The 24296-nt window shown below is 74.1% G+C and carries 19 protein-coding genes and 1 pseudogene; 9 read left to right on the top strand and 11 right to left on the bottom strand.

From position 1 onward, the window contains the following. Positions 1–34 precede the first annotated feature (34 nt). Positions 35–328 (top strand): hypothetical protein, encoded by a 294-nt coding sequence (locus AB0910_RS13555; protein ID WP_366744789.1) that lies wholly within the window; start codon positions 35–37, stop codon positions 326–328. Between the two features lie 66 nt (positions 329–394). Here the strand turns inward: AB0910_RS13555 and AB0910_RS13550 are convergent. Continuing rightward, positions 395–1162, bottom strand: a pseudogene (locus AB0910_RS13550) (SAM-dependent methyltransferase); the annotation flags it as partial. Between the two features lie 502 nt (positions 1163–1664). Here AB0910_RS13550 and AB0910_RS13545 point away from each other — a divergent pair. Further along, on the top strand, positions 1665–3140 hold the full coding sequence (locus AB0910_RS13545; RefSeq protein WP_366744733.1) for a sialate:H+ symport family MFS transporter: 1476 nt from the start codon (positions 1665–1667) through the stop codon (positions 3138–3140). A 60-nt stretch (positions 3141–3200) separates the two neighbouring features. Here the strand turns inward: AB0910_RS13545 and AB0910_RS13540 are convergent, their stop codons facing one another. Further along, positions 3201–3893, bottom strand: a complete 693-nt coding sequence (locus AB0910_RS13540) for a TMEM175 family protein (RefSeq protein ID WP_366744732.1) — start codon at positions 3891–3893, stop codon at positions 3201–3203. A 77-nt stretch (positions 3894–3970) separates the two neighbouring features. Next, on the bottom strand, positions 3971–5038 hold the full coding sequence (locus tag AB0910_RS13535) for a LacI family DNA-binding transcriptional regulator (RefSeq protein WP_366744731.1): 1068 nt from the start codon (positions 5036–5038) through the stop codon (positions 3971–3973). Positions 5039–5203: 165 nt separating this feature from the next. Here AB0910_RS13535 and AB0910_RS13530 point away from each other — a divergent pair, with 165 nt between their 5' ends. The 3 genes from AB0910_RS13530 (at position 5204) to AB0910_RS13520 (ending at position 9266) form a co-directional block, all read left to right on the top strand. Beyond that, the gene (locus AB0910_RS13530; RefSeq protein WP_366744730.1) at positions 5204–6379 is read left to right on the top strand and encodes an enolase C-terminal domain-like protein; all 1176 of its coding nucleotides are present in this window, start codon (positions 5204–5206) and stop codon (positions 6377–6379) included. Between the two features lie 101 nt (positions 6380–6480). Next, entirely contained in the window at positions 6481–7899 is a 1419-nt protein-coding gene (locus AB0910_RS13525) for a cation:dicarboxylase symporter family transporter (RefSeq protein ID WP_366744728.1), read from the top strand. Positions 7900–7910: 11 nt separating this feature from the next. Beyond that, positions 7911–9266 (top strand): adenylosuccinate lyase family protein, encoded by a 1356-nt coding sequence (locus tag AB0910_RS13520; protein WP_366744727.1) that lies wholly within the window; start codon positions 7911–7913, stop codon positions 9264–9266. A 57-nt stretch (positions 9267–9323) separates the two neighbouring features. On the opposite strand, the gene AB0910_RS13515 is transcribed toward AB0910_RS13520, so the two are convergent. The 4 genes from AB0910_RS13515 to AB0910_RS13500 form a co-directional block, all read right to left on the bottom strand. Next, positions 9324–10058, bottom strand: a complete 735-nt coding sequence (locus AB0910_RS13515) for a hypothetical protein (RefSeq protein WP_366744726.1) — start codon at positions 10056–10058, stop codon at positions 9324–9326. 109 nt (positions 10059–10167) lie between these two features. Continuing rightward, positions 10168–10983, bottom strand: a complete 816-nt coding sequence (locus AB0910_RS13510; RefSeq protein WP_366744788.1) for an N-acetylmuramoyl-L-alanine amidase — start codon at positions 10981–10983, stop codon at positions 10168–10170. Positions 10984–11114: 131 nt separating this feature from the next. Next, entirely contained in the window at positions 11115–11774 is a 660-nt protein-coding gene (locus AB0910_RS13505) for a class I SAM-dependent methyltransferase (protein ID WP_366744725.1), read from the bottom strand. A 121-nt stretch (positions 11775–11895) separates the two neighbouring features. Beyond that, a complete protein-coding gene (locus tag AB0910_RS13500; protein WP_366744724.1) occupies positions 11896–13746 on the bottom strand; it encodes an MFS transporter in 1851 nt (616 codons plus the stop codon). A gap of 286 nt (positions 13747–14032) precedes the next feature. Between AB0910_RS13500 and AB0910_RS13495 the strand changes: the two genes are divergently transcribed. Beyond that, a complete protein-coding gene (locus AB0910_RS13495; RefSeq protein ID WP_366744723.1) occupies positions 14033–15550 on the top strand; it encodes an MFS transporter in 1518 nt (505 codons plus the stop codon). 31 nt (positions 15551–15581) lie between these two features. Here AB0910_RS13495 and AB0910_RS13490 read toward each other — a convergent pair whose 3' ends face one another. The 4 genes from AB0910_RS13490 to AB0910_RS13475 all read right to left on the bottom strand — a co-directional run bounded on the left by AB0910_RS13490 (position 15582) and on the right by AB0910_RS13475 (position 19755). Further along, entirely contained in the window at positions 15582–16223 is a 642-nt protein-coding gene (locus AB0910_RS13490; protein ID WP_366744722.1) for a response regulator transcription factor, read from the bottom strand. 44 nt (positions 16224–16267) lie between these two features. Further along, positions 16268–17557 (bottom strand): sensor histidine kinase, encoded by a 1290-nt coding sequence (locus tag AB0910_RS13485; RefSeq protein WP_366744721.1) that lies wholly within the window; start codon positions 17555–17557, stop codon positions 16268–16270. Positions 17558–17808: 251 nt separating this feature from the next. After that, positions 17809–17976 (bottom strand): hypothetical protein, encoded by a 168-nt coding sequence (locus AB0910_RS13480; protein ID WP_366744719.1) that lies wholly within the window; start codon positions 17974–17976, stop codon positions 17809–17811. A gap of 216 nt (positions 17977–18192) precedes the next feature. Beyond that, positions 18193–19755 carry an AMP-binding protein gene (locus tag AB0910_RS13475; RefSeq protein ID WP_366744718.1) on the bottom strand — a complete coding sequence of 521 codons (1563 nt, stop codon included), beginning with the start codon at positions 19753–19755 and terminating at the stop codon, positions 18193–18195. A 278-nt stretch (positions 19756–20033) separates the two neighbouring features. Here AB0910_RS13475 and AB0910_RS13470 point away from each other — a divergent pair, with 278 nt between their 5' ends. The 3 genes from AB0910_RS13470 to AB0910_RS13460 are packed head-to-tail and all read left to right on the top strand — an operon-like array spanning position 20034 to position 24253. Continuing rightward, positions 20034–21638 carry an NAD(P)-binding domain-containing protein gene (locus AB0910_RS13470; protein WP_366744717.1) on the top strand — a complete coding sequence of 535 codons (1605 nt, stop codon included), beginning with the start codon at positions 20034–20036 and terminating at the stop codon, positions 21636–21638. A gap of 3 nt (positions 21639–21641) precedes the next feature. Continuing rightward, positions 21642–22835 (top strand): alpha-hydroxy acid oxidase, encoded by a 1194-nt coding sequence (locus tag AB0910_RS13465; RefSeq protein ID WP_366744716.1) that lies wholly within the window; start codon positions 21642–21644, stop codon positions 22833–22835. Continuing rightward, positions 22829–24253 carry a cytochrome P450 gene (locus AB0910_RS13460; protein ID WP_366744715.1) on the top strand — a complete coding sequence of 475 codons (1425 nt, stop codon included), beginning with the start codon at positions 22829–22831 and terminating at the stop codon, positions 24251–24253. Before AB0910_RS13465 ends, AB0910_RS13460 begins: the two co-directional genes overlap by 7 nt. The last annotated feature ends 43 nt before the right edge of the window (positions 24254–24296 follow it).

The following is a 24296-nucleotide window of genomic DNA, read 5'->3' as shown; positions in this document are numbered from 1 at the left end:
GTTTCACCGCCGCGCACCCGGCAACACGAAGGTCATGGCCACACATTCACGCAGTGGGAACCGCTCAGCGGCGACGATCATCATCGTCATCGCCGACATCATGGCCCTCATCCTGGGCCTGTGGATCGTGATGTACCTGCTGGACGCCAACCGGGCCAACGAACTGGTGAACTTCATCCAGCACGCTGCCCGCTGGCTCGCCGGCTGGTCCTACGACCTGTTCACCTTCCATGACGCCTGGGCCCGGGTCGTGGCGGGCTACGGCCTCGCGGCCGTGGTCTACCTGTTCGTCGGCCACGGGCTGGCCAACCGGCTGCGCCGCATCTGAGAGAGGGCCTGAGCCGGGGCAGGCGCGCCCGGGCTCGGGCCTTCTCACTCGTCGTTTGCGGCCGATGCCCGCGTACATGGACACCTCGTCGGCGGTCACGCTCCCGTCGGCGCTCCGGCCCGGGGGCGCCCACTCGTGGATGCCGACGACGCCGGGCTCGACCAACTCCAGGCCGTCGAAGAGGCGTTCCACCTCCTCCCGGGTGCGCATGTACATCGGAATCCCCTGGGCGGCGTAGGTCTGCTCGACGAGTTCCTGCCCCTGGGCCAGGTCGTGCGTGGCGGTGGTCAACGCCAGGTGGCTGCCGGCCGGCAGCGGTGCCATCAGTGCCTCGATCAGACCGCGTGCGTCCTCGACGAACTGGAGCATCGCGATGAGGGTGACGGCGACGGGCTCGTCGAGGTCGAGCACGTCGTGCAGCGCCGGGGCGACCAGCAGGCTGTCCGGTGAGCGCATGTCGGCCTCGATGTACGCCGTACGCCCCTCGGGCGTGCCGGTGAGCCCGCGGGCGTGGGCGAGAACGAGAGGGTCGTTGTCGACGTAGACGACGCGGGCCTCCGGGATGACTCGCTGGACGACCTCGTGGAGGTTGGGCTCGACCGGCAGGCCGCTGCCGATGTCGAGGAACTGCCGGATGCCCGCCCGCGCCGCGAGCCAGTGGCCCATGCCCCGCATCGTCTCGCGGTTGCGGAGCATGGAGGTGCGCATCCACGGCGTCCGGCGCAGGACGTGGTCCGCGACCTCCCGGTCGACGGGGTTCACGTCGCGGCTGCCGAGGACGGCGGCGTAGACGCGGGCCGAGTGGGCCCGGGACGTGTCAGGCCGTTCGTTCATGGCGGTCGGTCCCTTCCTGCATGAGCCGGCGACCCCTTGAGCGTGCGGACAACCGCGGCGGCGCCGCGAGGGCCGGTCGTCCGCCACGGTGCCACCGTCCGGGCACGGTGTCACTGCCCGGGACGGGCCAGGCCGAGGACCTGTGCAGGAGCCGGTACGCGGGGCGCTCCAGCGGAAATGGCGGCCTGTCGAAGGGCTGTCGGAACGCTGTCGAGGTGCTGCCGCATCGAAGTACCGGCCGAGCTGAGGCAGGCCGTCCGATGCACGGTTTCTGCGTTCGAGCCCATGCCGGCGGACGACTCGCCCGCCGCCTCGGTCATGTCGGACCGCCTGTTCCGATGCGCGGGCCAAGGGCTGCATCAGGCCGGGAGCGACGATCGGCGCACGTGAGAGTCGCAGTCGCAGGGGACTCGCGTGGTTGCACCGGGGCTCCGGCGGGGTTAGCTTGCAGGGTCATAGGACATGGGACGTCCTATGTCTCCCCGCTTCTGGAGGTCCTGCCGTGGCCACGACGACGCCGTCAGCCGCACCCGAGCCCGCGTCGTCCTTCCGTGGGCTCACCGGGCAGCAGCGCAGGGCGTTCTTCGCCGCCTGGCTCGGCTATCTGCTCGACGGGCTCGACTTCGTCCTGATCACGCTGGTGCTGACCGAGGTCGCCCACAGCTTCCACCTGGACCTGGCGAAGGCGGCCACGCTGGTCTCCGCCGCGTTCGTGTCCCGCTGGCTCGGCGGGCTCGTCCTCGGCGCCATCGGCGACCGCTTCGGCCGCAAACCGGCGATGATCCTCGCCATCGTCGCGTTCTCGGTCGGCAGCGCGCTGTGCGGCTTCTCCTGGAACTACTGGTCCCTGTTCGTCTTCCGCGCGGTCGTCGGCCTCGGCATGGCGGGCGAGTACGGGTCGAGCGCCACGTACGTCATGGAGTCCTGGCCGAAGGCGATGCGCAACCGGGCCACCGGGTACCTGCTCTCCGCCTACCCGGTCGGCGGCGTCGTCGCCGCGCAGGCGTACCGGCTGATCGTGCCGGAAGCGGGCTGGCGCTGGCTGTTCTACCTCGGCATCGTCCCGATCCTGCTCAGCCTCTACCTGCGGCGTTCGCTGCCCGAGGCCGCCGAGTGGCAGCGCGAGGTGGGCGACAGGCCCGACGTCACCACCTCGTCCGTGCTGCTCGCCCCCCGGCGGCGGCTGTGGAACGCGCTGCTCGCCGCCGTGCTCGGCGCCGCGCTCGTCCTGCTGTTCAGCGAGAACGCGGGCGGCGCCGGGCCCTGGCTGAGCGCGCTCGCCGTCCTCGCGTTCGTCGCGTTCAGCGTGCAGCTCGCCGGGCGGGCCTGGCCGGTGATGGTCGCGGTGATGGCCACGACCTTCTGCGCCTTCCTGTACTCCTGGCCGATCGCCTCGCTGCTGCCCACCTATCTCAAGACCGACCTCGGGTACGACGCAGGCCAGGTGTCCAACGCGCTGACCTGGGCCGGGCTCGGCTACGCCGTGGGCTCCTGCCTCGCGGGCCTCGTCGGCGACCGGCTCGGCACCCGCCGCACGTACGTCTGCGGGCTCTTTCTCTCGCTGGCCTTCCTCTTCCCGGTGTTCGCGCTGGGCAAGGGGAGCAGCGTGGTGCTGCTGTGGGTCCTGCTGTTCGCGCTCCAGGCCACGGGCCAGGGCATCTCGGGGCTGCTGCCGAAGTACATCGCCGACCACTTCCCGACCAGGGTCAGGGCGGCGGGCCTCGGCTTCTCGTACAACGTCGGCGCGCTCGGCGGCGCCGTCGCCCCGCTGGCGGGCGCCTCCATCGCGGCGAGCGTCGGCCTCGGCAGGTCGCTCGCCCTGCTGGCCGCCGCCCTCACCGTGGTCGTCGCGGTGATCGTCGGCTTCGACGTGCCGGCCAGGCTCGGCAGGGCGCTGCGCGTCGACACCGACCGGCAGGGCCCCGCCGCGGCCCGCGGACCCGGCGTGCCGGACAGCCCGGCCGACAGCCCGCGCTGACCTCGCCGGCAGCCCCGTCGGCAACTTGCGCCGACCTCGCCGGCAGCCGGCGCCCGGCGCTCAGCGGATACGCCGGCCCCCGAGGAGCATCCGGTGCGGCAGGACGAGCAGCACCAGGCTGTAGTACTGCAGCGCGGGCACGGCGACGGCGATGGCCAGGGCGATCACCAGGACGACGACATTCAGGTAGCTTCGCGTGCAGGACTCCCGCAGCCTGCTGCGGGACTCCTCGCCGTCGTCCTCGAGGAGCCCAGGGGTGGCCTTCAGGATCCCCAGCATCGCCGACCTGCACACCATGCCGGCCAGGAGGGTCGCGTAGTAGAACACCGCCACGAACCGGTCGCGGCCGAAGGCGCCGATCATCTCCGTCGGCAGGGGCAGGACGACGACGGACAGCAGCCACCCCATGTTCCACCCCATCAGGGGGCGGGTGACCGTCGCGAGCGACGAGAACGACCTGTGGTGCTCGCGCCAGATGTTCGCGATGACCGCGAAGCTGAGCACGAAGCTCCAGATCTGGTCGAGGTGGCCGGTGATCACCTCGCTCGCGTGCTCGTGGGCGGACGCGGTCTCCGGGACCAGGTCCACCAGCGGCAGGATCAGCAGCGTGATGGAGATCGCCGTCACCGCGTCGGTGAAGAGGACAAGGCGCTCTCCCGAAGCGGCCCCCTCGATTCTCTCCGTTGCGAGAACCGACGCCTCCGCCCGGTCGGGCCCCTTCGCCTCGGCCTCGTCGGCGCCGCCGCCATCCATGTGCTCGTACCCTCCCGTGTCCGGCCCGCGGTGCCCGGATCCGCCACTCGCGGATCCTCCCGCGGCCCGCGCGGACTCTACCCGAGGCCGCCCGACGGGGAGTTGGCGGGGCCGCCCGCCGATGTCCCCCTGGGCTCCGGCGGCGCGTCGCCGTCCGGCCCCGCGCCGGGCGCGCTCGTCGTGCCGCGGACGACGAGCCGGCCGCTGACCCGGATGTGCGAGGGGCTGCGGCGCGCCCCCGCGAGGCGGGAGAGCAGGATCTGGGCGCTGATCATGCCCACCTCTGCGAGCGGCTGCGCGCACGCCGTGACGGGCGGGCGGCACACGTCGAACCAGTCGGTGTTGCCGAGCGCGGCGAGCGAGAGCCGCCCCGGGATGCCGATCCCGAGGCGCTGCGCCTCGTGCAGGGCGCCGAGGGCGAGTTCGCTGCTCGCCGCGAAGACGGCGGTCGGCGGCTCCTCGCCGGTGACGAGCCGCCGCATGGCCTCGGTGCCCCAGGCGCGCGTGTGGTCGCGGGTGAGGACGCGCGCGGGCGGCAGACCGAGTCCTGCGAGCGCGGCCTGCGCCCCCGCTGCCCGCTCCCGGGTGGTGCTGAACTCCGGCTCGCCCGCGATCACCGCGATCCGCCGGTGCCCCAGGGCGGCGAGGTGCCCGATCGCCTCGGCCGCCGTCTCGTGCTCGGCGCACTGCACCGTGTCCACCTGGGTGCGGCCCGACGTGCGGATCATCTCCACGACCGGCAGGTCGAGCGGCCCGGTGGAGCGCGGCGTCGCCGAGGGGACCAGCACCATGCCCTCGACCTGCGCGTCGCGCAGGCGGGCCAGGGCGGTGCGCTCGCGCTGCGGATCGTTGCCGGTGACGGCCAGCAGCATGCCGTAGCCGTGGTCCTCGAAGCTCTCCTGGAGCACGGTCGTGCACGCCGCGTAGAAGTGGTTGAGCATGTCGGGGATCACCACCCCGATCATGCGGGTCTCGCGGCGGCGCAGGGCGCGGGCGACCGCGTTGGGCCGGTAGCCGTACCGCTCGGCCGCCGTGAGGACCGCCTTGCGCGTCGCCTCGCCCACGTGCGGCTGGCCCGTCAGGGCCCGCGAGACGGTGGAGACGGCGAGCCCCAGCTCACGCGCGATCTGCTTCTGCGTCACCATTCCGCACACGATACCGCAAAAAATTTTGGCATATTCGCAGGTCAGAGCTGTTGTTAACGCATTCGTTCCCTCCTAGCCTGCAAACGATTCCGGAGCGTCGCAGGACCGAGCAGGTCCCTTCGCGGGCACGGGCACCACACGTCGAACCACGAGGAGACCCAGCCGATGCGCATTGTCGAGATCCGTGAGGCAGCGGTCCCCCTGCGCGGTGCGGAGGCCAACGCCCTGGTGAGTTTCGCCGGGCACACCGTCTCGCTGGTGGCCGTCGTCACCGACGTACAGCGCGACGGCCGCCCCGTGACCGGCGTGGCCTTCGGCTCGATCGGCAGGTTCGCGCAGAGCGGCATCCTGCGCGACCGGATGATCCCCCGGGTGCTCGCCGCCGACCCCGGCACCCTGCTCGACGCCACGGGCGCCGCCTTCGACCCCGCCGCCGTGGCGGCCGCCGCCCTCACCGACGAGAAGCCCGGCGGCCACGGGGACCGCGCGACCGCGGCCGCCGCCCTTGAGCTCGCCGTGTGGGACGCCAACGCCAAACTGGCCGACGAGCCCGCCTACGCCACCGTCGCCCGGCACTTCGGCCGCCCGCTGCCCGGAGGCGCCGCGCCCGAGGTGGAGGCGTACGCGGCCGGCGGCTACTACTACCCCGAGGGCAGCGGACGCTCGCTCTCCGCCGAGCTGCGCCGTTACCGGGACATGGGATTCACCTCCTTCAAGATCAAAATCGGCGGCGCACCGCTGACCGCGGACCTGGCCAGGGTGGAGACGGCGCTCGCCGTCGCCGGGGACGGCTCGGCGCTCGCGGTCGACGCCAACGGCAGGTTCGGCACGGACGACGCACTCCGCTACGCGAAGGCCCTGCGCGGATACGGGCTGCGCTGGTACGAGGAGCCCGGCGACCCCCTCGACTACCGGCTGCTCGCCGACACCGCCGCCGTGTACCCGCTGCCGCTGGCCACCGGTGAGAACCTGTTCTCCACCGCCGACGTCCGCAACCTCCTGCGCTACGGCGGCCTCCGGCAGGGCACCGACCTCTTCCAGATGGACGCGGGCCTGTCCTACGGCGCCACCGAGTACGCGGCCATGCTCGACCTGCTGGAGGAGCACGGCTTCGCCCGCACCCAGGCCCGCCCGCACGGCGGCCACCTGATCAACCTGCACCTCGTCGCCGCGCTCGGCGCCGGGGGCTGCGAGGCGTACCCCGGTGTCTTCGAGCCCTTCGGCGGCTATCCCCGCGCGTGCCTGCTCGGCGGCGGCCTGGTGCGCCCGCCGCAGGCGCCCGGCTTCGGGCTCGAACTCATGCCGGGGCTCAGGGAGGAGATCGCCGCGCTGACCGCCTGATCCGGCGGCCCGCCCCGCCCGGTCCCTCCCCGGCGCGATCCCCCCTCGCGCATCTCCCTGTCTCGCCCAGCCCGTTCGGTCCAGCCGACGAGGAGACCCCCATGCCCACACACCCCGCTCTCCCCCCTGCCGCCGCGGGCGGCCCGTCCGGCGGCGGCCCCGCCCCGCGCACCGCCTGGTACCGGGGTCTCGGCTTCCAGGTCCTGGCCGCCATGGTGCTCGGAGTCGTCATCGGACTCGCCTTCCCCGGCTTCGCGACCGACCTGAAGGTCGTGGGGGACCTCTTCCTCTCGCTGATCAAGGCGGGTGTCGCGCCCCTGGTGTTCTTCACCATCGTCCTCGGCATCACCTCGGCGGGCGACCTGCGCAAGGCGAGCAGGATCGGGCTCCTCGCCCTGCTCTACTTCGAGGCCGTCTCCACCGTCGCCCTCCTGCTCGGCCTCCTCGCCGCCAACCTCCTCGGCGTCGGCAAGGGCGCCGGGCCCCTGCCGGCCGACAAGGCGGACGTCCCCGACACCTCGTCCCAGGAACACGGCCTCGTCGCGTTCCTCCAGGGCATCGTCCCCGACAACGTCGTCGGCGCCTTCACCTCGGGGCAACTCCTCCAGGTCGTGGTCATCGCCGTGATCTTCGGTGTCGGGCTGCTCACTCTGCCCCAGCACCTCCAGACGCGGGTGCACACCGGGATGGAGACCATCTCCGAGTGCTTCTTCGCGTTCGTCAACGTGGTCATGCGGCTCGCCCCGATCGGCGCCTTCGGGGCCATCGCCTACTCCGTCGGATCGAGCGGCACCGGCCTGCTGCTCGCCCTCGGCGAACTGGTCCTCGAATACTGGGCCGTCATCGCCGTCTTCCTCTTCGGAGTCCTCGGACTCGTCTGCCTGCTCGCCGGGTTCAACATCTGGCGGATCATGCGCTGTCTGCGCGTGGAGATCGCCCTGACCCTCAGCACGGCGTCCTCCGAGTCCGCGCTGCCCGGCATCCTCAAGAAGCTGCCGCGCATGGGCGCCTCCCAGCAGACGGTCGGCCTGGTCGTCCCCACGGGATACGCCTTCAACCTGGACGGCACCTCCGTCTACCTCTCCATGTGCACCCTCTTCCTCGCCAACGTGTACGGCATCCACATGGGGCTCTCCGAACAGCTCGGCCTGCTCGTGATCATGCTCCTCACCTCCAAGGGGGCGGCGACCGTCGCGGGCGGCACGTTCGTCGTCTTCGCCTCCACCGTGGCCGCCACCGACACCCTCCCGCTGTCCGGCGTGGCCGTCCTCTTCGGCGTCTACCGGATCATGGCGATGGCCACCTCGACCGTGAACAGCTTCGGCAACGCGGTCGCCACCCTCGTACTCGCCAAGTGGACCCATGAGCTCGACGAGGACAAGGCCCGGCGGGCACTCGCCGATCCGGCCGCGTTCCTCGCCGCCGCCGAGCAGGAGCGCCGCCGTGAGCGGAGCCCCGAGGCCGCCACGGAACCCGCAGAGCCCGGCACCGCCGCCCACGCGCCCACCCCCAGCCAGTGAACGAGAGGCCCATGAGCACCACTGTTTTCGACTCCCTGCTGTTCCGCGACATGTTCGGCACCCCCGCCATGCGCGAGATCTTCGACGACACCGCGTACCTCGCACGCATCGTCGACACCGAGACCGCGCTGGCCCGCGCGCAGGCCGCGGTCGGTGTCATCCCCGCGCACGCCGCGCGGGAGATCACCGCGAAGGCGGGCATCGAAGGGATCGACCTCGACCTGCTGCGCGCCGAGACGGAGGTCGTCGGCTACCCCGTCCTGCCGGTCATCAAGCAACTCGCCCCGCAGTGCGGCGAGTCCGGCCGCTACCTGCACTGGGGTGCCACCACCCAGGACATCATGGACACCGCCGTCATGCTCCAGTGCGAGCAGGGCACGGCCCTCCTCAAGGACCAGCTCGACCGCGTACGCGCCGCCCTCGCGCACCTCGCCGAGGAACACGCCGACACGGTCACCGCAGGGCGCACCCACCTCCAGCACGCCCTGCCCATCACCTTCGGCTACCGCTGCGCCGTGTGGCTCTCCGCCCTCGACCGGCACGCGGAACGCCTCGGACAGGCCCGCGCACGCGCCCTCATGGTCCAGTTCGGCGGCGCCGCGGGCACCCTCGCCTCCCTCGGCGACGGACCCGAAGGACTGCGCACACGGGCGGCGCTCGCCGCCGAACTCGGGCTGCGCGAACCCCCGATCACCTGGCACGTCGCACGCGACGGGCTGGCCGAACTCGTCTCGCTCTTCGCCGCGGTGGGCGCCTCGCTCGGCAAGATCGCCTGGGACGTGTCGATGATGTGCTCCTCCGAGTTCGGCGAGGTCGCCGAGCCCTTCGTCCCCGGCCGCGGGGCCTCCTCGACCATGCCGCAGAAACGCAACCCCATCTCCAGCGAGCTGATGGTCGCCGCCGCGAAGCTGCTGCGCGAGAAGTCCGCCGTCCTGCTGGACGCCATGATGCAGGACTTCGAACGGGCCACCGGGCCCTGGCACCTGGAGTGGGCCGCGGTCCCCGAGGCGTTCCTGCTGCTGTCCGGCTCCCTCCACCAGGCCGAGTTCATGCTCTCCGGCCTCGAAGTGGACGCCCCCAGGATGCGCCGGAACATCCACCTCACCGGCGGCCTCATCGTCGCCGAGGCCGTCATGATGGACATCGCGCCCGAACTCGGCCGCCAGGAGGCCCACGAGGCCGTCTACGCGGCCTGCCGCACCGCCATCGAGACCGGCACCACGCTGGAGGCCGAGCTCCTCAGCCGCCCCGACCTGGTGGAGCGGATCGGCGCTGAACGCATCAGCCGGCTCTGCGACCCGGCGGCCTACCTCGGCAGCGCCGCCGAGATGGCCCGCACGGTGGCCCGCGCCCCGCGCCGCCCCTGACCGCGCGTCGCGGCCCCGCGTCCGCGACAGCCCTCGTCGCGGCTGCGGGGCGTGCGGTCAGCCGCGCTGGATGCCCGTGGTGTCCTGCAGGACGCCCCTGCGGCCGTCCTGCGTCTGCGCGATCAGGCCGCCGCCGCGCTGCTCCACCGCCAGGTACCAGGTACCGGGGGCCAGTTCGGCGACCGGGGACGGCGAGCCGTCCTCGCCGTACAGCGGGCGGGCGACCGGCACGGCGAACCAGAACGGCGAGAACTCCGGTGCCGCGCCGGGGCCCTGCGGGCCGCCGTACGGCTCGCCCTGCTGCGCCCCGTACGGCTGCCGGCCGGGGTAGCCGTACCCCGCGGCGCCCTGCGGGTACTGCTGCGGCTTCGGCGCGGGCACCAGCGGCGCCTGGAGGCCGGGCAGCAGCGGCGTCGCGACCGCGGCGAACGCGAGGATCAGCGCGGCGATGAAGCCGAGGACGAGGCCCGCGCCCCGGCTGACGCCCGAGCCGCCGTTGAAGTCGACGATCGTCCACAGCGCCGTCCACGCCGCGAACACGGTCAGCGCGACGCCGAACTGGCGCACGTCGAGCCCGGCGACCGTACGGGGCTGAGCCGACGAGCGGGACAGCACGATCAGCACCGCACCGATGACACCGCCCAGGTACATGCTCATCGCGAGCCCGAGGTTGTCCCACGCGTTCGAGCCGAAGCCGCCGGCCGAGACCACGTCGAGGAACGAGGCGATGAACAGCAGGAGCGCTGCCCCGACCACCACGCCGTCGCCGCGCACGAGAGAGCGGATGTTCACGTAAATGTCCTTCGTCAGTCGTCACTTCGGGGCGGGCGGGTGGACGCCGCGGGCCGCGCCGCGAACGTATTATCGCCCGCGCCGCCCGCCGTGTCCGCCCGCCGGGAATCTACTCCAGGTACCTGTCGATGCCCTCGGCCATGCCGAGAGCGGCTTTCTGGCGCCACTTCGCGCTGGTGAGGAGCGCGGCGTCCTTCGGGTCGCGCATGTTCCCGCACTCGATGAAGACCTTCGGCACGGTCGAGAGGTTGAGCCCGCCGAGGTCGGTGCGCGTGTCCAGCCCGGTGCCCTGCCCGATGTAGTCGGACCGGGCGCTGCCCGTCACGCGCTGGAAGGCGTCCCGCAGGTCCTCGCCGAGCCGGCGCGACGGGGCGACGATCGGACCGTTGTCCGTGCCGCCCTCGTCCACCCTGCCCGGCAGGATCACATGGAAGCCGCGCCTGCCGACGGGGGCGCCGTCCGCGTGGACGGACAGCGCCACGTCCGCCTTCGCCCGGTTGCCCGCCTCTGCGCGCTCCGTGACGCACGGGCCCCACGGCCGGTCGCCGTCGTGGGTGAGGACGACCTTCGCGCCCTGCGCCGTCAGCAGCGCACGCAGCCGGTGCGCCACGTCGAGGTTGAAGTCCGCCTCGGAGTAGCCGTCGTCGGTGGACGTGCCGGTGGTGTCGCACTCCTTGGTGCCGTTGCCCACCTTCACCGGCTTGCCGATCTCCGCGGTGTGCTGGAAGTTGTGCGCGTTGTGCCCCGGGTCGATGGCGACGACCCGCCCGGCCAGCGGCTTCGCCGCACCGGCGGACGGCGTGCCGGAGGGCGCCTGCGAGGTGCGCGCGGGGGAGGCGGGCGCGGGCGCGCCGGTGCCCGCGGCGCGCACCGTGCCGCCCGGGCCCTGGCAGCCGGCGAGCGCGCAGGCCGCGGCGGCGGCCAGGACGGCCGCACGCACCGGGGCGCGGCGCACGGCGGGGCGCGCCGCGCGGCGGCGGGCGGAAGGGTGCTGCGGAACCGGTCCGTTCACATGGTGTGGCACCCGCGCGATGGTAGTGGCGCGCGCGGCGGCCGTCAGATGCCCTGTCCGATACGGCGTAGTACGCGCAGCGAGCGCGTGACGGACGTCTCCTCGAACGCGCCGGACGCCAGCGCCCGCCGGTGGACGCGGTACGGCGCCTGCCCTCCGTCCGCCGGGTCCTCGAACACGTCGTGGATCACCAGCAGGCCGCCCTCCGCGAGGTGCGGCGCCCAGCCCTCGTAGTCGTTCGTGGCGTGCTCGTCGGTGTGGCCGCCGTCCACGAACACCAGGCCGAGCGGGCGGCCCCAGACCGAGGCGGCCCGCGGCGACGCGCCCACCACCGCGACGACCGCGTTCTCAAGGCCCGCGCGGTACAGGGTGCGCCGGAACGTGGGGAGCGTGTCCATCACGCCGAGCTCGGCGTCGACCACCTCGGGGTCGTGGTACTCCCACCCCGGCTGCTGCTCCTCGCTGCCCCTGTGGTGGTCCACCGTGACGGCGACCGTCCCGGCACGCCGCGCCGCGTCCGCGAGCAGCAGCGTGGAACGCCCGCAGTACGAGCCGACTTCGAGCAGCGGCAGCCCCAGCGCCCCCGCGTCGACGGCGGCCGCGTACAGGGCGAGCCCCTCGTCGCGCGGCATGAACCCCTTGGCCGCCTCGAAGGCGTCCAGGGTCCGCTGCGCGGGCTGGATGTCGGCGGCGGGCCCTGGCATGGCGTGCTCCCGTTGGTCGTGTGCGGTGTGCGGTGTGCGGCGGCCTCGACCATGGTGCCAAGCCGAGCGGGGCGCCGGCGCGGCGGGTCGGGGCCTTGCGCCCGGCGGGTCGGCGCCCGCGTCAGGCTGTCCTGTCCTGCTGCGTGGCCTCTTGCTGCGGAGCCGCCGCGCGCTGGGCGGGCAGGGCGAGGTCGACCTCGACGGGGACGCCGTCGCCCGCGTAGGTGGCGGCCCGCGCCCGCGCGCCGTGGCCGGACGCCGACACCGCGAGGACGAAGTCGCCCGCGCCCGGCGGCACCAGGTCGTAGCGGCCGTCCTCGCCCGCCACGGCACGGCCCGCCTGCGCGCCCCTGCGGTCGATCAGGGTGATCGTGGCGCGGGGGACCGGGCCGCCGTCCGCGCCGGTGACGAGGCCGCGGAAGCCGCCGGAGGTGGCGACCAGCGTGGTGTGCTGCGCCGCGGGGCGCGCCGGCACGCCGGCGGGCTCGGCCCCGAACTCCTCGACGAACTCCGCGTCGAGGCCCTGCGCACCGGCGGCGGCGCCCGCCGCGCGCTGCCCCGGCAGGAACGAGGCGAGCACCAGACCGCCGACCACCGCGGCCGTCGCGATCAGGAACGAGATCCGGAAGCCGTGCAGAGTCGGCAGCGCCACGCCGCCCGCGTCGGCCGAGGTGCGGGCGAGGACCATGCCGATGACGGCGCTCGACACCGACGTGCCGATCGAACGCATCAGTGTGTTCAGCCCGTTGGCCGCGCCCGTCTCCGACGCGTCCACCGCGCCGATGATCAGCGCGGGCAGCGAGGAGTACGCCAGGCCGATGCCGGCGCCCACCACCACCGAGATCACGATGGTCTGCCACGCGGCGTCCATCAGGCCGAGCCCGCCGCCGTACCCGAGCGCGATGACGACCATGCCGATGATCAGCGAGACCTTCGGGCCGCGCCGGGCGGCGATCCGCGCGTACAGCGGGGCGGTCAGCATCATCGTGAGGCCGAGCGGCGCCACGCACAGGCCCGCCACCACCATCGACTGGCCGAGGCCGTACCCGGTCGCCCTCGGGAGCTGGAGCAGCTGCGGGAGTACCAGCGAGATCGCGTAGAACGCCACCCCCACCATCACGGAGGCGAGGTTGGTCAGCAGCACCTCGCGGCGCGCCGTGGTGCGCAGGTCCACCAGCGGGGCGGCGGAGCGCAGCTCCCAGGCGCCCCAGGCCAGCAGGATCACCACGGCGCCGCAGAACAGGCCGAGGGTGGGCGCCGAGGTCCAGCCCCAGTCGCTGCCCTTCGTCACGGGCAGCAGCAGCGCGACGAGCCCCGCCGACAGGCCGAACGCGCCGGTCTTGTCGAACCGTCCCGGCGCGCGGAGCGCGGACTCCGGCACGGCGAGCAGCGTCAGCAGCATCGACAGCACGCCGATGCCCGCGGCGCCGAAGAACAGGGCGTGCCAGTCGGCGTTCTGCGCGACGAGCGCGGCGGCCGGCAGGGCGAGGCCGCCGCCCACGCCGATCGACGAGCTCATCAGCGCCATCGCGGAACCCAGCTTCTCGCGCGGCAGTTCGTCGCGCATGATGCCGATGCCGAGGGGTATCGCGCCCATCGCGAAGCCCTGGAGCGCCCGCCCGGCGATCATGATGAGCAGGTCGTCGGTGAAGGCGCAGACCAGCGATCCCACCACCATCACGGCGAGGCTGGCGAGCAGCATGCGCCGCTTGCCGTACAGATCGCCGAGCCTGCCCATGATCGGTGTGGCGACGGCCCCCGCGAGGAGCGTCGACGTCATGACCCAGGTCGCGTTGGAGGGCGCCGTGCCGAGGAGGGCGGGCAGGTCCTTGATGACCGGTACGAGCAGGGTCTGCATCACCGCGACGGTGATGCCCGCGAAGGCGAGGACGGGCACCACCGCGCCGGTCGCGCGTCTGCCGCCCTCCGGCGGGAGCGTTCCGGCGTCATGATCGGTCGTCGTCTGCGGCATGCGTGCGGCCTCCGGGAGAGGTGAGGTCAGGCAACAGGGCGCGCGGGCCCGGCCCGTGGGGGCCGGCCTGTGCGTGGCCTGTGAACGCTTTTCCTCTCATACGGTATTCCGCCCGGCGGTCCCGGCACCCCGCCGAGCGGGGCCGTGCGGAAGCGGGCGGGGGCGAAAGGAGCGCGTGGCGGGTGGCGTGCACCGCGCGGCGGCGCACGGCGTAGGACCAAGGGACCCGTCCTTCTGGTCCGTTCACAGGATGTCAGGGGCGGCGGGCGGCTGCGACCATGACGGCATGACGACCTCTCCTCCCGACCCGCCCGCCCGGGACCTGCCGCGCCCGCCCGCCGCGCCCGCGGCCCCCGCCGGCGGACCCGCCGCCCGGCAGGGGGCGGGCCCGCGCACCGTCCCCGCCTGGGCGGTCGTCCTGATCGCCTGCGCCGGGCAGTTCCTCGTCGTGCTCGACGTGTCCGTCGTCAACGTCGCCCTGCCCTCGATGCGCAGCGACCTCGGCATGAGCGAGAGCGGCCTCCAGTGGGTGCTCAACACGTACTCCATCGCCTTCGCCGGGTTCATGCTCCTCGGCGGCCGGGCCGCCGACCTGTTCGGGCAGAAGCGGACGTTCCTCGCCGGGCTCGCCGTCTTCACACTCGCGTCCCTCGCCGGCGGGCTCGCCCAGCAGAGCTGGCAGCTCCTCGGGGCCCGCGCCGTGCAGGGCCTCGGCGCCGCGGTCCTCGCGCCCGCCACGCTGACCCTGCTGACCTCCGCGGTCCCGGCGGGCCCCGCGCGGATACGGGCGGTCGGCACCTGGGCCGCCGTGGGCGCCGCGGGCGGCGCGGCCGGCGGCCTCGTCGGCGGCACCCTCACCGACCTGCTGTCGTGGCGCTGGGTCCTGCTGATCAACGTGCCGGTGGGCGCGCTCGTCCTCGTGTCGGGCGCGCTGTGGCTTGCCGAGCGGCGCGGCGGCCGCGGCAGGCGGCTCGACCTGCCGGGCGCCGTGCTGGTGACGGCCGGGCTCGCGGTCGTCTCGTACGGCATCGTGCAGACCGAGCGCGGCGGCTGGGGCGCCGCGGCCACGCTCGTGCCGCTGGTCGGCGGGCTCGCCCTGCTCTGCGCGTTCCTCGTGCTCGAAGCGCGGACGCGGGAGCCGCTGATGCCGCTGAAGGTGTTCCGCACCCGCACGGTCGCCGCGGCCAACGCGGCGATGTTCGTCTGCGGCTCGACCAGCTTCGCCGTCTGGTTCTTCATGACGGTCTACGCCCAGAACGTGCTGGGGTACACGCCGTTCGAGGCGGGCGTCGCGCTGGTGCCGAGCTCCCTGAGCATCGTGTTCGGCTCGAAGCTCGCGCCCGCGCTGATGCACCGCGTCGGCCCCCGCCAGGTCGGTGTGCTCGGCGGACTCGTCGCGGCCGTGGGTTTCGCGTGGCAGTCCCAGCTCAGCCCGCACGGCGGCTATCTGACGTCGATCATGGGCCCCGGCATCGCCGTCATGGTCGGGCTCGGCATGGCCACCACCCCGCTCGCCTCCCTCGCCACCGGCAGCGCCGCGCCACAGGACGCGGGCCTGGTGTCCGGCATCGTCAACACCGCGCGGACCATGGGCGGCGCGCTCGGCCTCGCCGTCCTGTCGACGGCCGCCGCCACCCGCAGCGGCGGCGGCACGGACCCGGTCGCGCTCACCGCGGGCTACGCGCTCGCCTTCCGCATCGGCTGCGGTGTGAGCCTCGCCGCTGTCCTGCTGATGCTGCTGTGGCTGCCCCGCAGGCGCCCGCGCGGCGCCACGCTGCCACCGCCCGGCGCGTCGGGGGCCTGAGCGCGGGGCGCGCACGCCCGGGGGAGGCGCGCTACAGCCAGCCCTGGCGGCGGGCTGCCCGTACCGCCTCCATGCGGTTGCGGGTGCCGGTCTTGCCGATCGCGGACGACAGGTAGTTGCGCACCGTCGACTCCGACAGGTGCAGCCGCGCCGCCAGGTCGGCGACGGTCGCGCCGTCCACCGCCGCGTTCAGCACGTCGCGCTCCCGCCCGGTCAGCGGATTGGGGCCCGCGCTCAGCGCGGCGGCGGCGAGGCCGGGGTCGATCACCGTCTCGCCGCGCAGCACCCGCCGCACCGCACCCGCCAGCTCCTCGACGGGCCCGTCCTTCACCAGGAACCCGGCCGCGCCCGCCTCCATGGCGCGCCGCAGATAGCCGGGCCGCCCGAACGTGGTGAGGATCAGCACCCGGCACGCGGGGAGCCGCTCCCGCAGCTGCGCCGCCGCGTCGAGCCCGCTCATCCCCGGCAGCTCGATGTCGAGCAGCGCCACGTCGGGCCGCGCGGCCAGCGCCTCGGCCACGATCGCGTCCCCCGCGGCCACCTGGGCGACCACCTCCAGGTCGTCCTCCATGCCGAGCAGCAGCGCCAGCGCGCCCCGCATCATCCCCTGGTCCTCGGCGAGCAGCACCCGCACCGGCGCCGCGCCCCGCCCCCCTGACTTCTCATCCGCCACGGCCCCAGACTAGGTCCTGAGCCCCCTTGCCAGGGCGGGACAGGTCAGCAGGTGCGGCGGCCGCGCGTGCGGTGGTGCGGCGGGTCGTCGGGCGCGGTGCCGCCGGGGCCGGTCGGCAGTTCGGCGGTGACGCGGAAGCCCGGCGCCGCCTGCGCGCAGCGCAGGGAGCCGCCCGCCGCTGCCAGCCGCTCGCGCAGCCCCTTGAGCCCGGTGCCCGCGGAGGCGGCGACCAGGTCGGGGTGCGCGCCCACCCCGTCGTCGGTGACCGAGGCCCGTACCCGCTGGACGGACGAGTCGATCACGATCTCGCAGCGCGCGGCGGCGCTGTGGCGCACCACATTGGTGACGGCCTCCCGCACCACCCAGCCGAGCAGCGCCTCCGCCTGCGGGTCGAGCGGCGCCCCCGACTGCCGTACGACCGGCTCGACGCCCGCGGCGGCCAGCGCGGACCTGGCCCGTTCGAGGTCGGTGGCGAGGCTGCCCTCGCGGTAGCCCGTCACCGCCTCCCGCACCTCGGTGAGCGCCTGCCTGCCGACCGCCTCGATGTCCGAGACCTGCGCGAGGGCGTCGTCGGGCCGCGACGGCGCGAGTCTGCGCGCCGCCTCTGCCTTCACCACGATCACCGAGAGGGTGTGCCCGAGCAGGTCGTGCAGGTCGCGGGAGAACCGCAGCCGCTCGCGCTCCACCGCGGAACGCGCCAACTCCTGCCGAGTCTCACGGAGTTGCAGCACCGTCTCGGACAGGGTGAGGATCGCGGCCGTCACCATCATGGAGATCGCCGCGCCGTAGGCGACCGGCACCGCGCCCCACCCGTCGTGGTACGCGGAGATCCCGGCCGCCGCCGCGCCCAGCGCGATCGCGCCGAACGCGAGCGCCCGCCCCCGCAGCACCGAGCCGCAGGCGAGCCCGAACAGCGGCAGGAACAGCAGCCACGACCCGCCGTAGAGGCCCGCGAGCGCGAACGTCAGCAGCCCCAGGACGACGAGCATCCAGCGGATGTGCGGGCCCTCGCGCTTCTCCGGCACGAACGCCCGGAACACCACCGACACGTACAGGGTGTTGAAGACGAAGAGGCCGACCCCGCCGATCCACGGGTCCGGTGTCTTGCCCTGCACGATGTTGGAGAACGACCCGAGGCCGAGCAGCAGCCACGGCATCATCGAGAAGCCGCTCGGCGGGCCCGGCCTGCCGGGCCCCTCGGCGACGTCGGCCACCGACGTGCCGGCGCCCCGCCCTGTGCCCCGGCCGTCCGCGCCGCGCCGCCCGAACTGGGGGAACGGCGGTACGGGGAAGTCCCGCAGGACCAGCCGCTCCCGCTGCCTCCCGCCGCTCATGCCGCCGCCCCCGCCGCCGTGGCGGCCGCGGCCGCCTTCGCTGCCCGTGCGCCTGCTGTCTGCCTCATGCCCTCGACGTTACGGGCGGCCTCGCCGGTCCGGCAGATCCGTATGTGCGCCGGTCGACCGGGACAAATGTCCTGCCTGCCGCCTGCCGCCTGCCGCCTGCCGGGCCCGGACGCGGGGAGGGGCCGCCCCGGCGCTGCCGGGGCGGCCCCTCGGCCGGTGGTGCGGGTCGCGTTGCGCGGCCGTCAGGCGCCGGCCCGCGCGGGGCGGCGGTGTCTGCCGTGCGCCTGCGCCGCCGAGTCGTCCGCCGGCGCGGCCTCCCCGCGGTGCCGCGCGTGGTGCCCGGCTTCACCCTGATCGGCGGCCGCGGTCTCCGGACGCTCCTCTGCGGTGTCGTTTCGGGTGTCGGACATGGTGGGAAGTCACCCCGTCGTGGTCGCTGCTTGTGCTGGTGCAGGGCTGCGCGCGATCCGCGAGGGCCGCCCACCACAGCGACCGCACCAACGGCGCGGCGGCCCATGGTGTGCGTGGGCACGGCCGCGTAACCTCGGGCGAATTCTAGCCATGCGCCCCCGGGCCACCGCCCGGCGGCCCGGCAGGTCACGGTTCCTGCGCCGGCCCCGGAGCGGTCAGCGGGCCGCGACGAGGTCCCGCAGCGCCTGCTTGTCCGGCTTGCCGCTCGGCGCCAGCGGGGGCGCGTCGATGAGGGTCACCGACGCGGGTGCGGACGCGGCGCCGAGTTCCCGTACGAGGAGCGCCGTCAGCTCGGCGGGGTCGGGGGCGCGGCCCGCGCGGGGGACCACGAAGGCGTGCGCGGCCTCGCCGGTGCGCTCGTCGGGTGCGCCGACCACATACGCCTGGTCGACGTCGGGGTGGGTGGCGAGGACGCGTTCGAGGCCGCCCGCGTAGTGGACGATCGCGTTGACGATGACCACGTCGCGGGTCCTGCCGGTGAGCCGCACCAGGCCGTCGGTACCGATGCTGCCGAGGTCGCGGGTGCGGGTCCAGCCGTCGTGGAGGACCTCCCGGGTCTCCTCCGGGTCGTTCCAGTAGCCGCGGAAGGCGCCGGGGCTGCGCACCCAGATCTCGCCGGTCGCGCCCGGCGCCACCGGGTCGCCCTGCTCGTCGCGCACGGTGGCGGAGACGGTGTCGATGAGGCGGCCGACGGAGTCGAACGGCGGGTTCGCGCCGCGCAGTTCGTCCGGCGACAGCAGGGTGAGCATGCCCGTCTCGGTCTGGCCGTAGCCCTGGTGGACGGCGGGCCCGATGCGCTCGACCGCCTCGGCGAGCCGGTGCGGGGGCACGGGGGAGCCCGCGACCAGCAGGACCCGCAGGCTGCCGGTGTCCACCGGCCGGGTCCTGAGGGTGTCGAGCACCTGGTGGAGCCTGGCCACGGTCAGCAGGCAGGCGGTGATCCGGTGCTCGGCGAAGATCTCGGGGAAGCGGGGCGGCCCCTCCGGTATCACCGCGGTGCCGCCGCCGAGCAGGCACAGGCCGAGGTGTTCGAAGATCACGGCGCTCGTCAGCGTGCCGAACAGGAGGTAGCGGCCGTAGCCGGCGGCGAGTGCGCGGGTCCGCTCCGTCCACCGGTGCGGTGCCCAGGACCAGTGCTGCGACATGGCCCCGTAGGTCACCTCGCAGCCCTTGGGGCGTCCCGTGCTGCCGCTGGTCAGGTGGATGAGGGCGACGGCTTCCGGCCGGCCGCGCGGCGCCAGCGCGTCGGGCTCGGGGTGGCGGTCGAGCAGGTCGGCGCCGAACTCCAGCAACGGCCGCCCGGACGCGGCGAGTTCGGGCCGGTCGTGCGCGTGGTCGGTGAGCACCGCGTCCACACCGGCATCGCTGCCGTCGCCGTCCGCCGCCGGGCGCGCGCCGCCCGCCGCCCGGCCGCCGTCGAGCACGAGCCGCAGGTGGGCGCCGGTCAGCCCGGGGCGCAGGCCGATCACCCGGCAGCCCAGGACGTGGGCGGCGAGCTGCGCGGCGAACGCCTCAGGAGTGACGTCGGCGGCGAGCGCGACCGTGCTGCCGGGGCCGAGCCCCGCGGCGGCCAGACCCGCGGCGAAGCGGCCCGTCAGCGCGAGGACCTCGCCGCGCGTCACGGTGCGCGCACGGTGCTCGAAGGCGGGCGCTGCGGGGGCGGCGCCGAAGGCGTCGATGAGGGCACCGGGGAACACCGGGGCGGTCGAATTTTCCACTTCGTCTCCACTCGGCAGGGCGCGAAAGGGTGAAAACCGGCTCGTCTGCAATTGCGCCGGGATACGGGCCGCGACTTCCGACGGACGCGGTCCTGCGGAAGCGCGCGTGATCGTGTCCCCCGGGCGCTCCGCGACCGCCTGGCGACCCGCGCAGGGGATTCCCATTGTTCGCCCGCCAGGCCGGAATGTGGCGTGTGACTTACATCACGAATGCGCGGCGTGGTGCTGTGCTTTAAGTGTCAAGTACTGTGGGCGACCGCAGAGAGACGGGAGAATCCATGTCCGACGAAGGCCAGGTCGATTACCTCATCCTCGGCGCGGGTCCCGCGGGGCTCCAGGCGGGTTACTACCTGGAGAGAACCGGGCGTTCCTATCTCATTGTGGAGGCCGGGGACGCGCCTGGGACGTTCTTCACTGCATTCCCCAGGCACCGCACGCTCATTTCGTCCAACAAGGTCCACACCGGCTGGGACGACCCCGAGCTCAGGCTGCGCACCGACTGGAACTCGCTCCTCTCGGACGACGGGCCCCTTTTCACCTCGTACACCCCGCGCTACTTCCCGCCCGCCGACGCGCTCGTCCGCTACCTGGCCGACTTCGCCGCGGCGCACCGCCTGCGCGTCAGCCACGGCACCCGCATCGAGCGGATCACCCGGCCGCGGCCCGGCGGCCCGTTCGTCGCCCGCGCCGCGGACGGCCGCGAGTTCAGCGCCGCCCGGCTGATCGTCGCCACCGGCGTGAGCCGGCCGTACGTGCCCGGCATCGACGGGGTCGAGAACGCGGAGCTCTACACCGACGTCTCCGTCGACCCGGCCGACTTCACCGACCAGCGGGTCCTGATCATCGGCCGCGGGAACTCGGCGTTCGAGACCGCGGACAACCTCATCGAGACCGCCGCCGTCATCCATGTCGCCGGGCCGGGATCGCTGCGGCTCGCCTGGCAGACCCATTTCGTGGGACACCTCAGGGCGGTCAACAACAACTTCCTCGACACCTACCAGCTCAAATCGCAGAACGCCCTGCTCGAAGGCACGGTGCAGCGCATCAGAAAAGACGGCGACGGATACGTCGTCAGCATTTCGTTCGACCGGGTCGACGAGATCGTGAAGGACGTGCGGTACGACCGGGTGATTCTGGCCACCGGATTCCGTTTCGACGCCTCCCTGTTCTCCGAGGAATGTCGCCCGGAACTCACCATAAAGGACAGGTTCCCGGCCCAGACCGACGCCTGGGAATCCGTGAACATACCGGACATGTATTTCGCGGGCACGCTCACCCAGGTGCGCGACTTCAAGAAATCCACCAGCGGATTCATCCACGGTTTCCGCTACGGCGTACGCGCACTCCACCGCATACTGGAACGCCGCTACCACGGCATCCCCTGGCCCGCGGGCGACCTGCCCGCGGACGCCGCGGCCGTGGCCGACGCCGTCATCGCGCGCGTCAACCGCAGCTCGGCGCTGTGGCAGCAGTTCGGCTTCCTCGGCGACGCGGTGCTCCTCGGCACGGACGGCTCCGTGCGCTACTGCGAGGAGATCCCCGTGGCGCACCTGCACTCCGCCGCCGCGGCGGGCACCACCTTCGACGGCGTCGCCGAGTACTTCACCGTCACCCTCGAATACGGCGCCGACCACGACGTCATCAACCCCTTCGACGTGTCCGTGCGCAGGCCGGGACAGCAGGACACCACCGGGCTCGACGGACGCTATCTCCACCCCGTCGTACGCCACTTCACCGCGGGGACGGCGGAGCCCGCCGCCGAGCACCACCTCACGGAGAACCTGGAGAACGAGTGGGACAGCGAGAGCGTCCACCGGGCCCCGCTGCGCGCGTTCCTCGAAACCCGGCTGCCCGCGGGCGCGACCGCGCGCTCCGCCGGCTGACCGATGGCGCCCGAGCGGCTGCGGGCCGCCGGCGGCCCGCACGGCGGCGGCCCCGGCCTGCCCCGCGGCGCGGTCGCGCCGCGGCAGACCGCGGAGCCCCTGGACCTGCCCGCGCCGCAGGAGCGCGCCCGGGCCCGGCTGCCGCGCGCGCACTACGACTTCTACGCGGGCGGCGCGGGCGACGAGCGGGCACTCGCCGACAACGAGCGCGCCTTCGGCCGCCTCGCCCTGCTGCCGCGCGTCCTGCGGGGCGCCGGCGCCCCCGACACGTCGGTCGCCCTGCTCGGCGACCGCGCCGCCTTCCCGGTGTTCGTCTCGCCCACCGCCTTCCACCGGCTCGCCCACCCCGAGGGCGAACGGGCCACCGCACGCGCCGCGGCGGCCGCCGGCACCGTCCTCGTCACCGGCGTCGCCGCCACCGCGCCGGTCGCCGAGGTCACGGCCGCGGCCCGCGGGCAGAACCCGGACGCCGCCGTCTGGTTCCAGCTCTACCCGCACCCCGAGCACGCCGTCACCGCGGAACTCGCGCGCCGCGCCGAGCGCGCGGGCTGCTCGGCGCTCGTGGTCACCGCCGACTCGCCGGTCTTCGGCCGCCACACCCGCGACCTGCGCAACGGCTTCACCGACCTGCCGCGAGGACTCGCCGCCGAGAACATGCGCGGCCTGCCGGGCGGCCCCCCTGACGCCGTACGCCCCATCGCCATGTCGCCCGCGCTGTCCTGGGACGACCTGCGGCGGCTGCGCGCCGCCACCCGGCTGCCCGTCGTGCTCAAGGGAGTCCTGCACCCCGAGGACGCGCGCCTCGCGGTGGCCGAGGGCGTCGACGCCGTCCTCGTCTCCAACCACGGCGGGCGCCAGCTCGACGCCGCGCCCGCCGCGCTCGACGCCCTGCCCGCGGTCGCCGACGCCGTCGCCGGCCGCGTGCCCGTCCTGCTCGACGGCGGGGTGCGGCGCGGCACCGACGCCGCGATCGCCCTCGCGCTCGGCGCCACGGCGGTCGGGGCCGGCCGCCCCGTGCTGTGGGGCCTCGCCGCCGGAGGCGAGCAGGGCGTACGCGCCGTACTCGAAACCCTGCGGGACGAGTTCGACCACACGCTGGCGCTGTGCGGCGCCGCGCGCCCCTGCGACCTCACCCGCGACCAGGTCGTGCCGCGCGGCCCCGCCGCCGGCGACACCCGAGGAGCTGCCCCATGGTGACACGGAAGACGGCGCTCGCCTCGCTGGCGGGCGCCCTCGCGCTCAGCACCCCCCTCTGGCTGCCCAGGTCGGTGGTGGCCCTGCGGATGAAGGTGTTCGCGGCGGTCAACGGCGACGACGCCGTCACCTTCCCCGACGCGACCGTGGGCCCCGACCGCTTCGAGGAGGTCTACGGGCACCCCGCGGCCGGCGGGCGCAGCAAGGGCGCCGCGCTCTCCGACCTGTTCTGGTACTGGCTCTCGCCCGGCGCCGACGTCCACCAGGAGCACCTGGAGGCCGGCGAGCGCTACGAGCAGGTCGCCCGCACCACCCGGGCGATCCTCGCGGGACCCTCCGACGAGCTGTACGAGGCCGCGGCCCGCTGCACCGCCCGGGTCCTCGACGAGGCGGCCACCGGGCGCGTCACCCTGGTGCGGCTGCGCGACCTGATGATGCCGGTGTGGGCCGAGTTCTTCTACACCCTCGTGTTCCGCGAACCCTGCCCGCCCGAGGCGCGCCGGCTCATCACGGACAACGCCGAGGACGTGGTCAACGCCCTCAAGTGCACCCGCCCCCGCCACCTGCGGCGCAGGGCCCGCCTCACCCGCTACCTCGAACGGCGCCTCGCCGCCGGGGACGTGCCCCACCCGCTGCCGCCCCTGCTCTCCGCGCGCGACCGCGTCTACTACCTCCAGGGCACCTTCTTCAACACCGCCGTCGTGCAGATGTCCGAGGCCATGGCGCACCTGCTGCTCGCACTCGCCCACCACGGCGACATCCAGGAGCGCATCGCCGCCGCACCCGACGACGACCGGCTGCTCGGCAACGCCATGGACGAGACGTTCCGGCTCTACCCCCTCTTCGGCGTCGCCCACCGGATCACCACCGGCGACATCGACCCTGGCGACGGCGCCGTCATCCCCGCAGGCTCCGTCCTCTGCTTCAGCTACCCCGACTACCACGCCTCCGGCTACCGCGACCCGGACACCTTCGACCCGGACCGCTGGAACTCCCTGTCGGCCAAGGACGCCCACCACATCCCGTTCGGCGTGGCGGCCAACCGGCCCTGCCCCGCCTGGCGGCTCGCGCCCCTCGTGATGCGCGCCGCCACCCGCGAGGTGCTGCGCCGCTTCACCCTGGAGTCCGGCGCCTCCCACACCAGGTCCATCCCGCACCGTGCCCCCTGCCTGCTCGTCGCCCGCGACCGGCCGCTGCCGCCCCGCGCCGCGCTCGCCGCGCGCACCGCGCTGCGGCTGCGGGACGCCTTCGAGGACGCGGGCCGCGGCACCCTCCAACTCGGCCTCGGCACCTGGATGGTGCTCGACGCCCGCAGGCAGCGGCAGGCCGCCGCGTACTTCGAGACGCACGACACCCAGGGCCGCCCGCTCGCCGCCGACGCCCCCGCCACCTGCCCGTACGCGGCGGCGGGCAGCGCGTAACGCCCCCACGGACCGCTCCTCCCCGACATCCCGCCCGTACGGG

The organism is Streptomyces sp. NPDC047002, assembly GCF_040704505.1.
In the GTDB taxonomy this organism is placed as follows: domain Bacteria; phylum Actinomycetota; class Actinomycetes; order Streptomycetales; family Streptomycetaceae; genus Streptomyces.
This window is presented reverse-complemented; position numbering and strand designations above follow the sequence as displayed.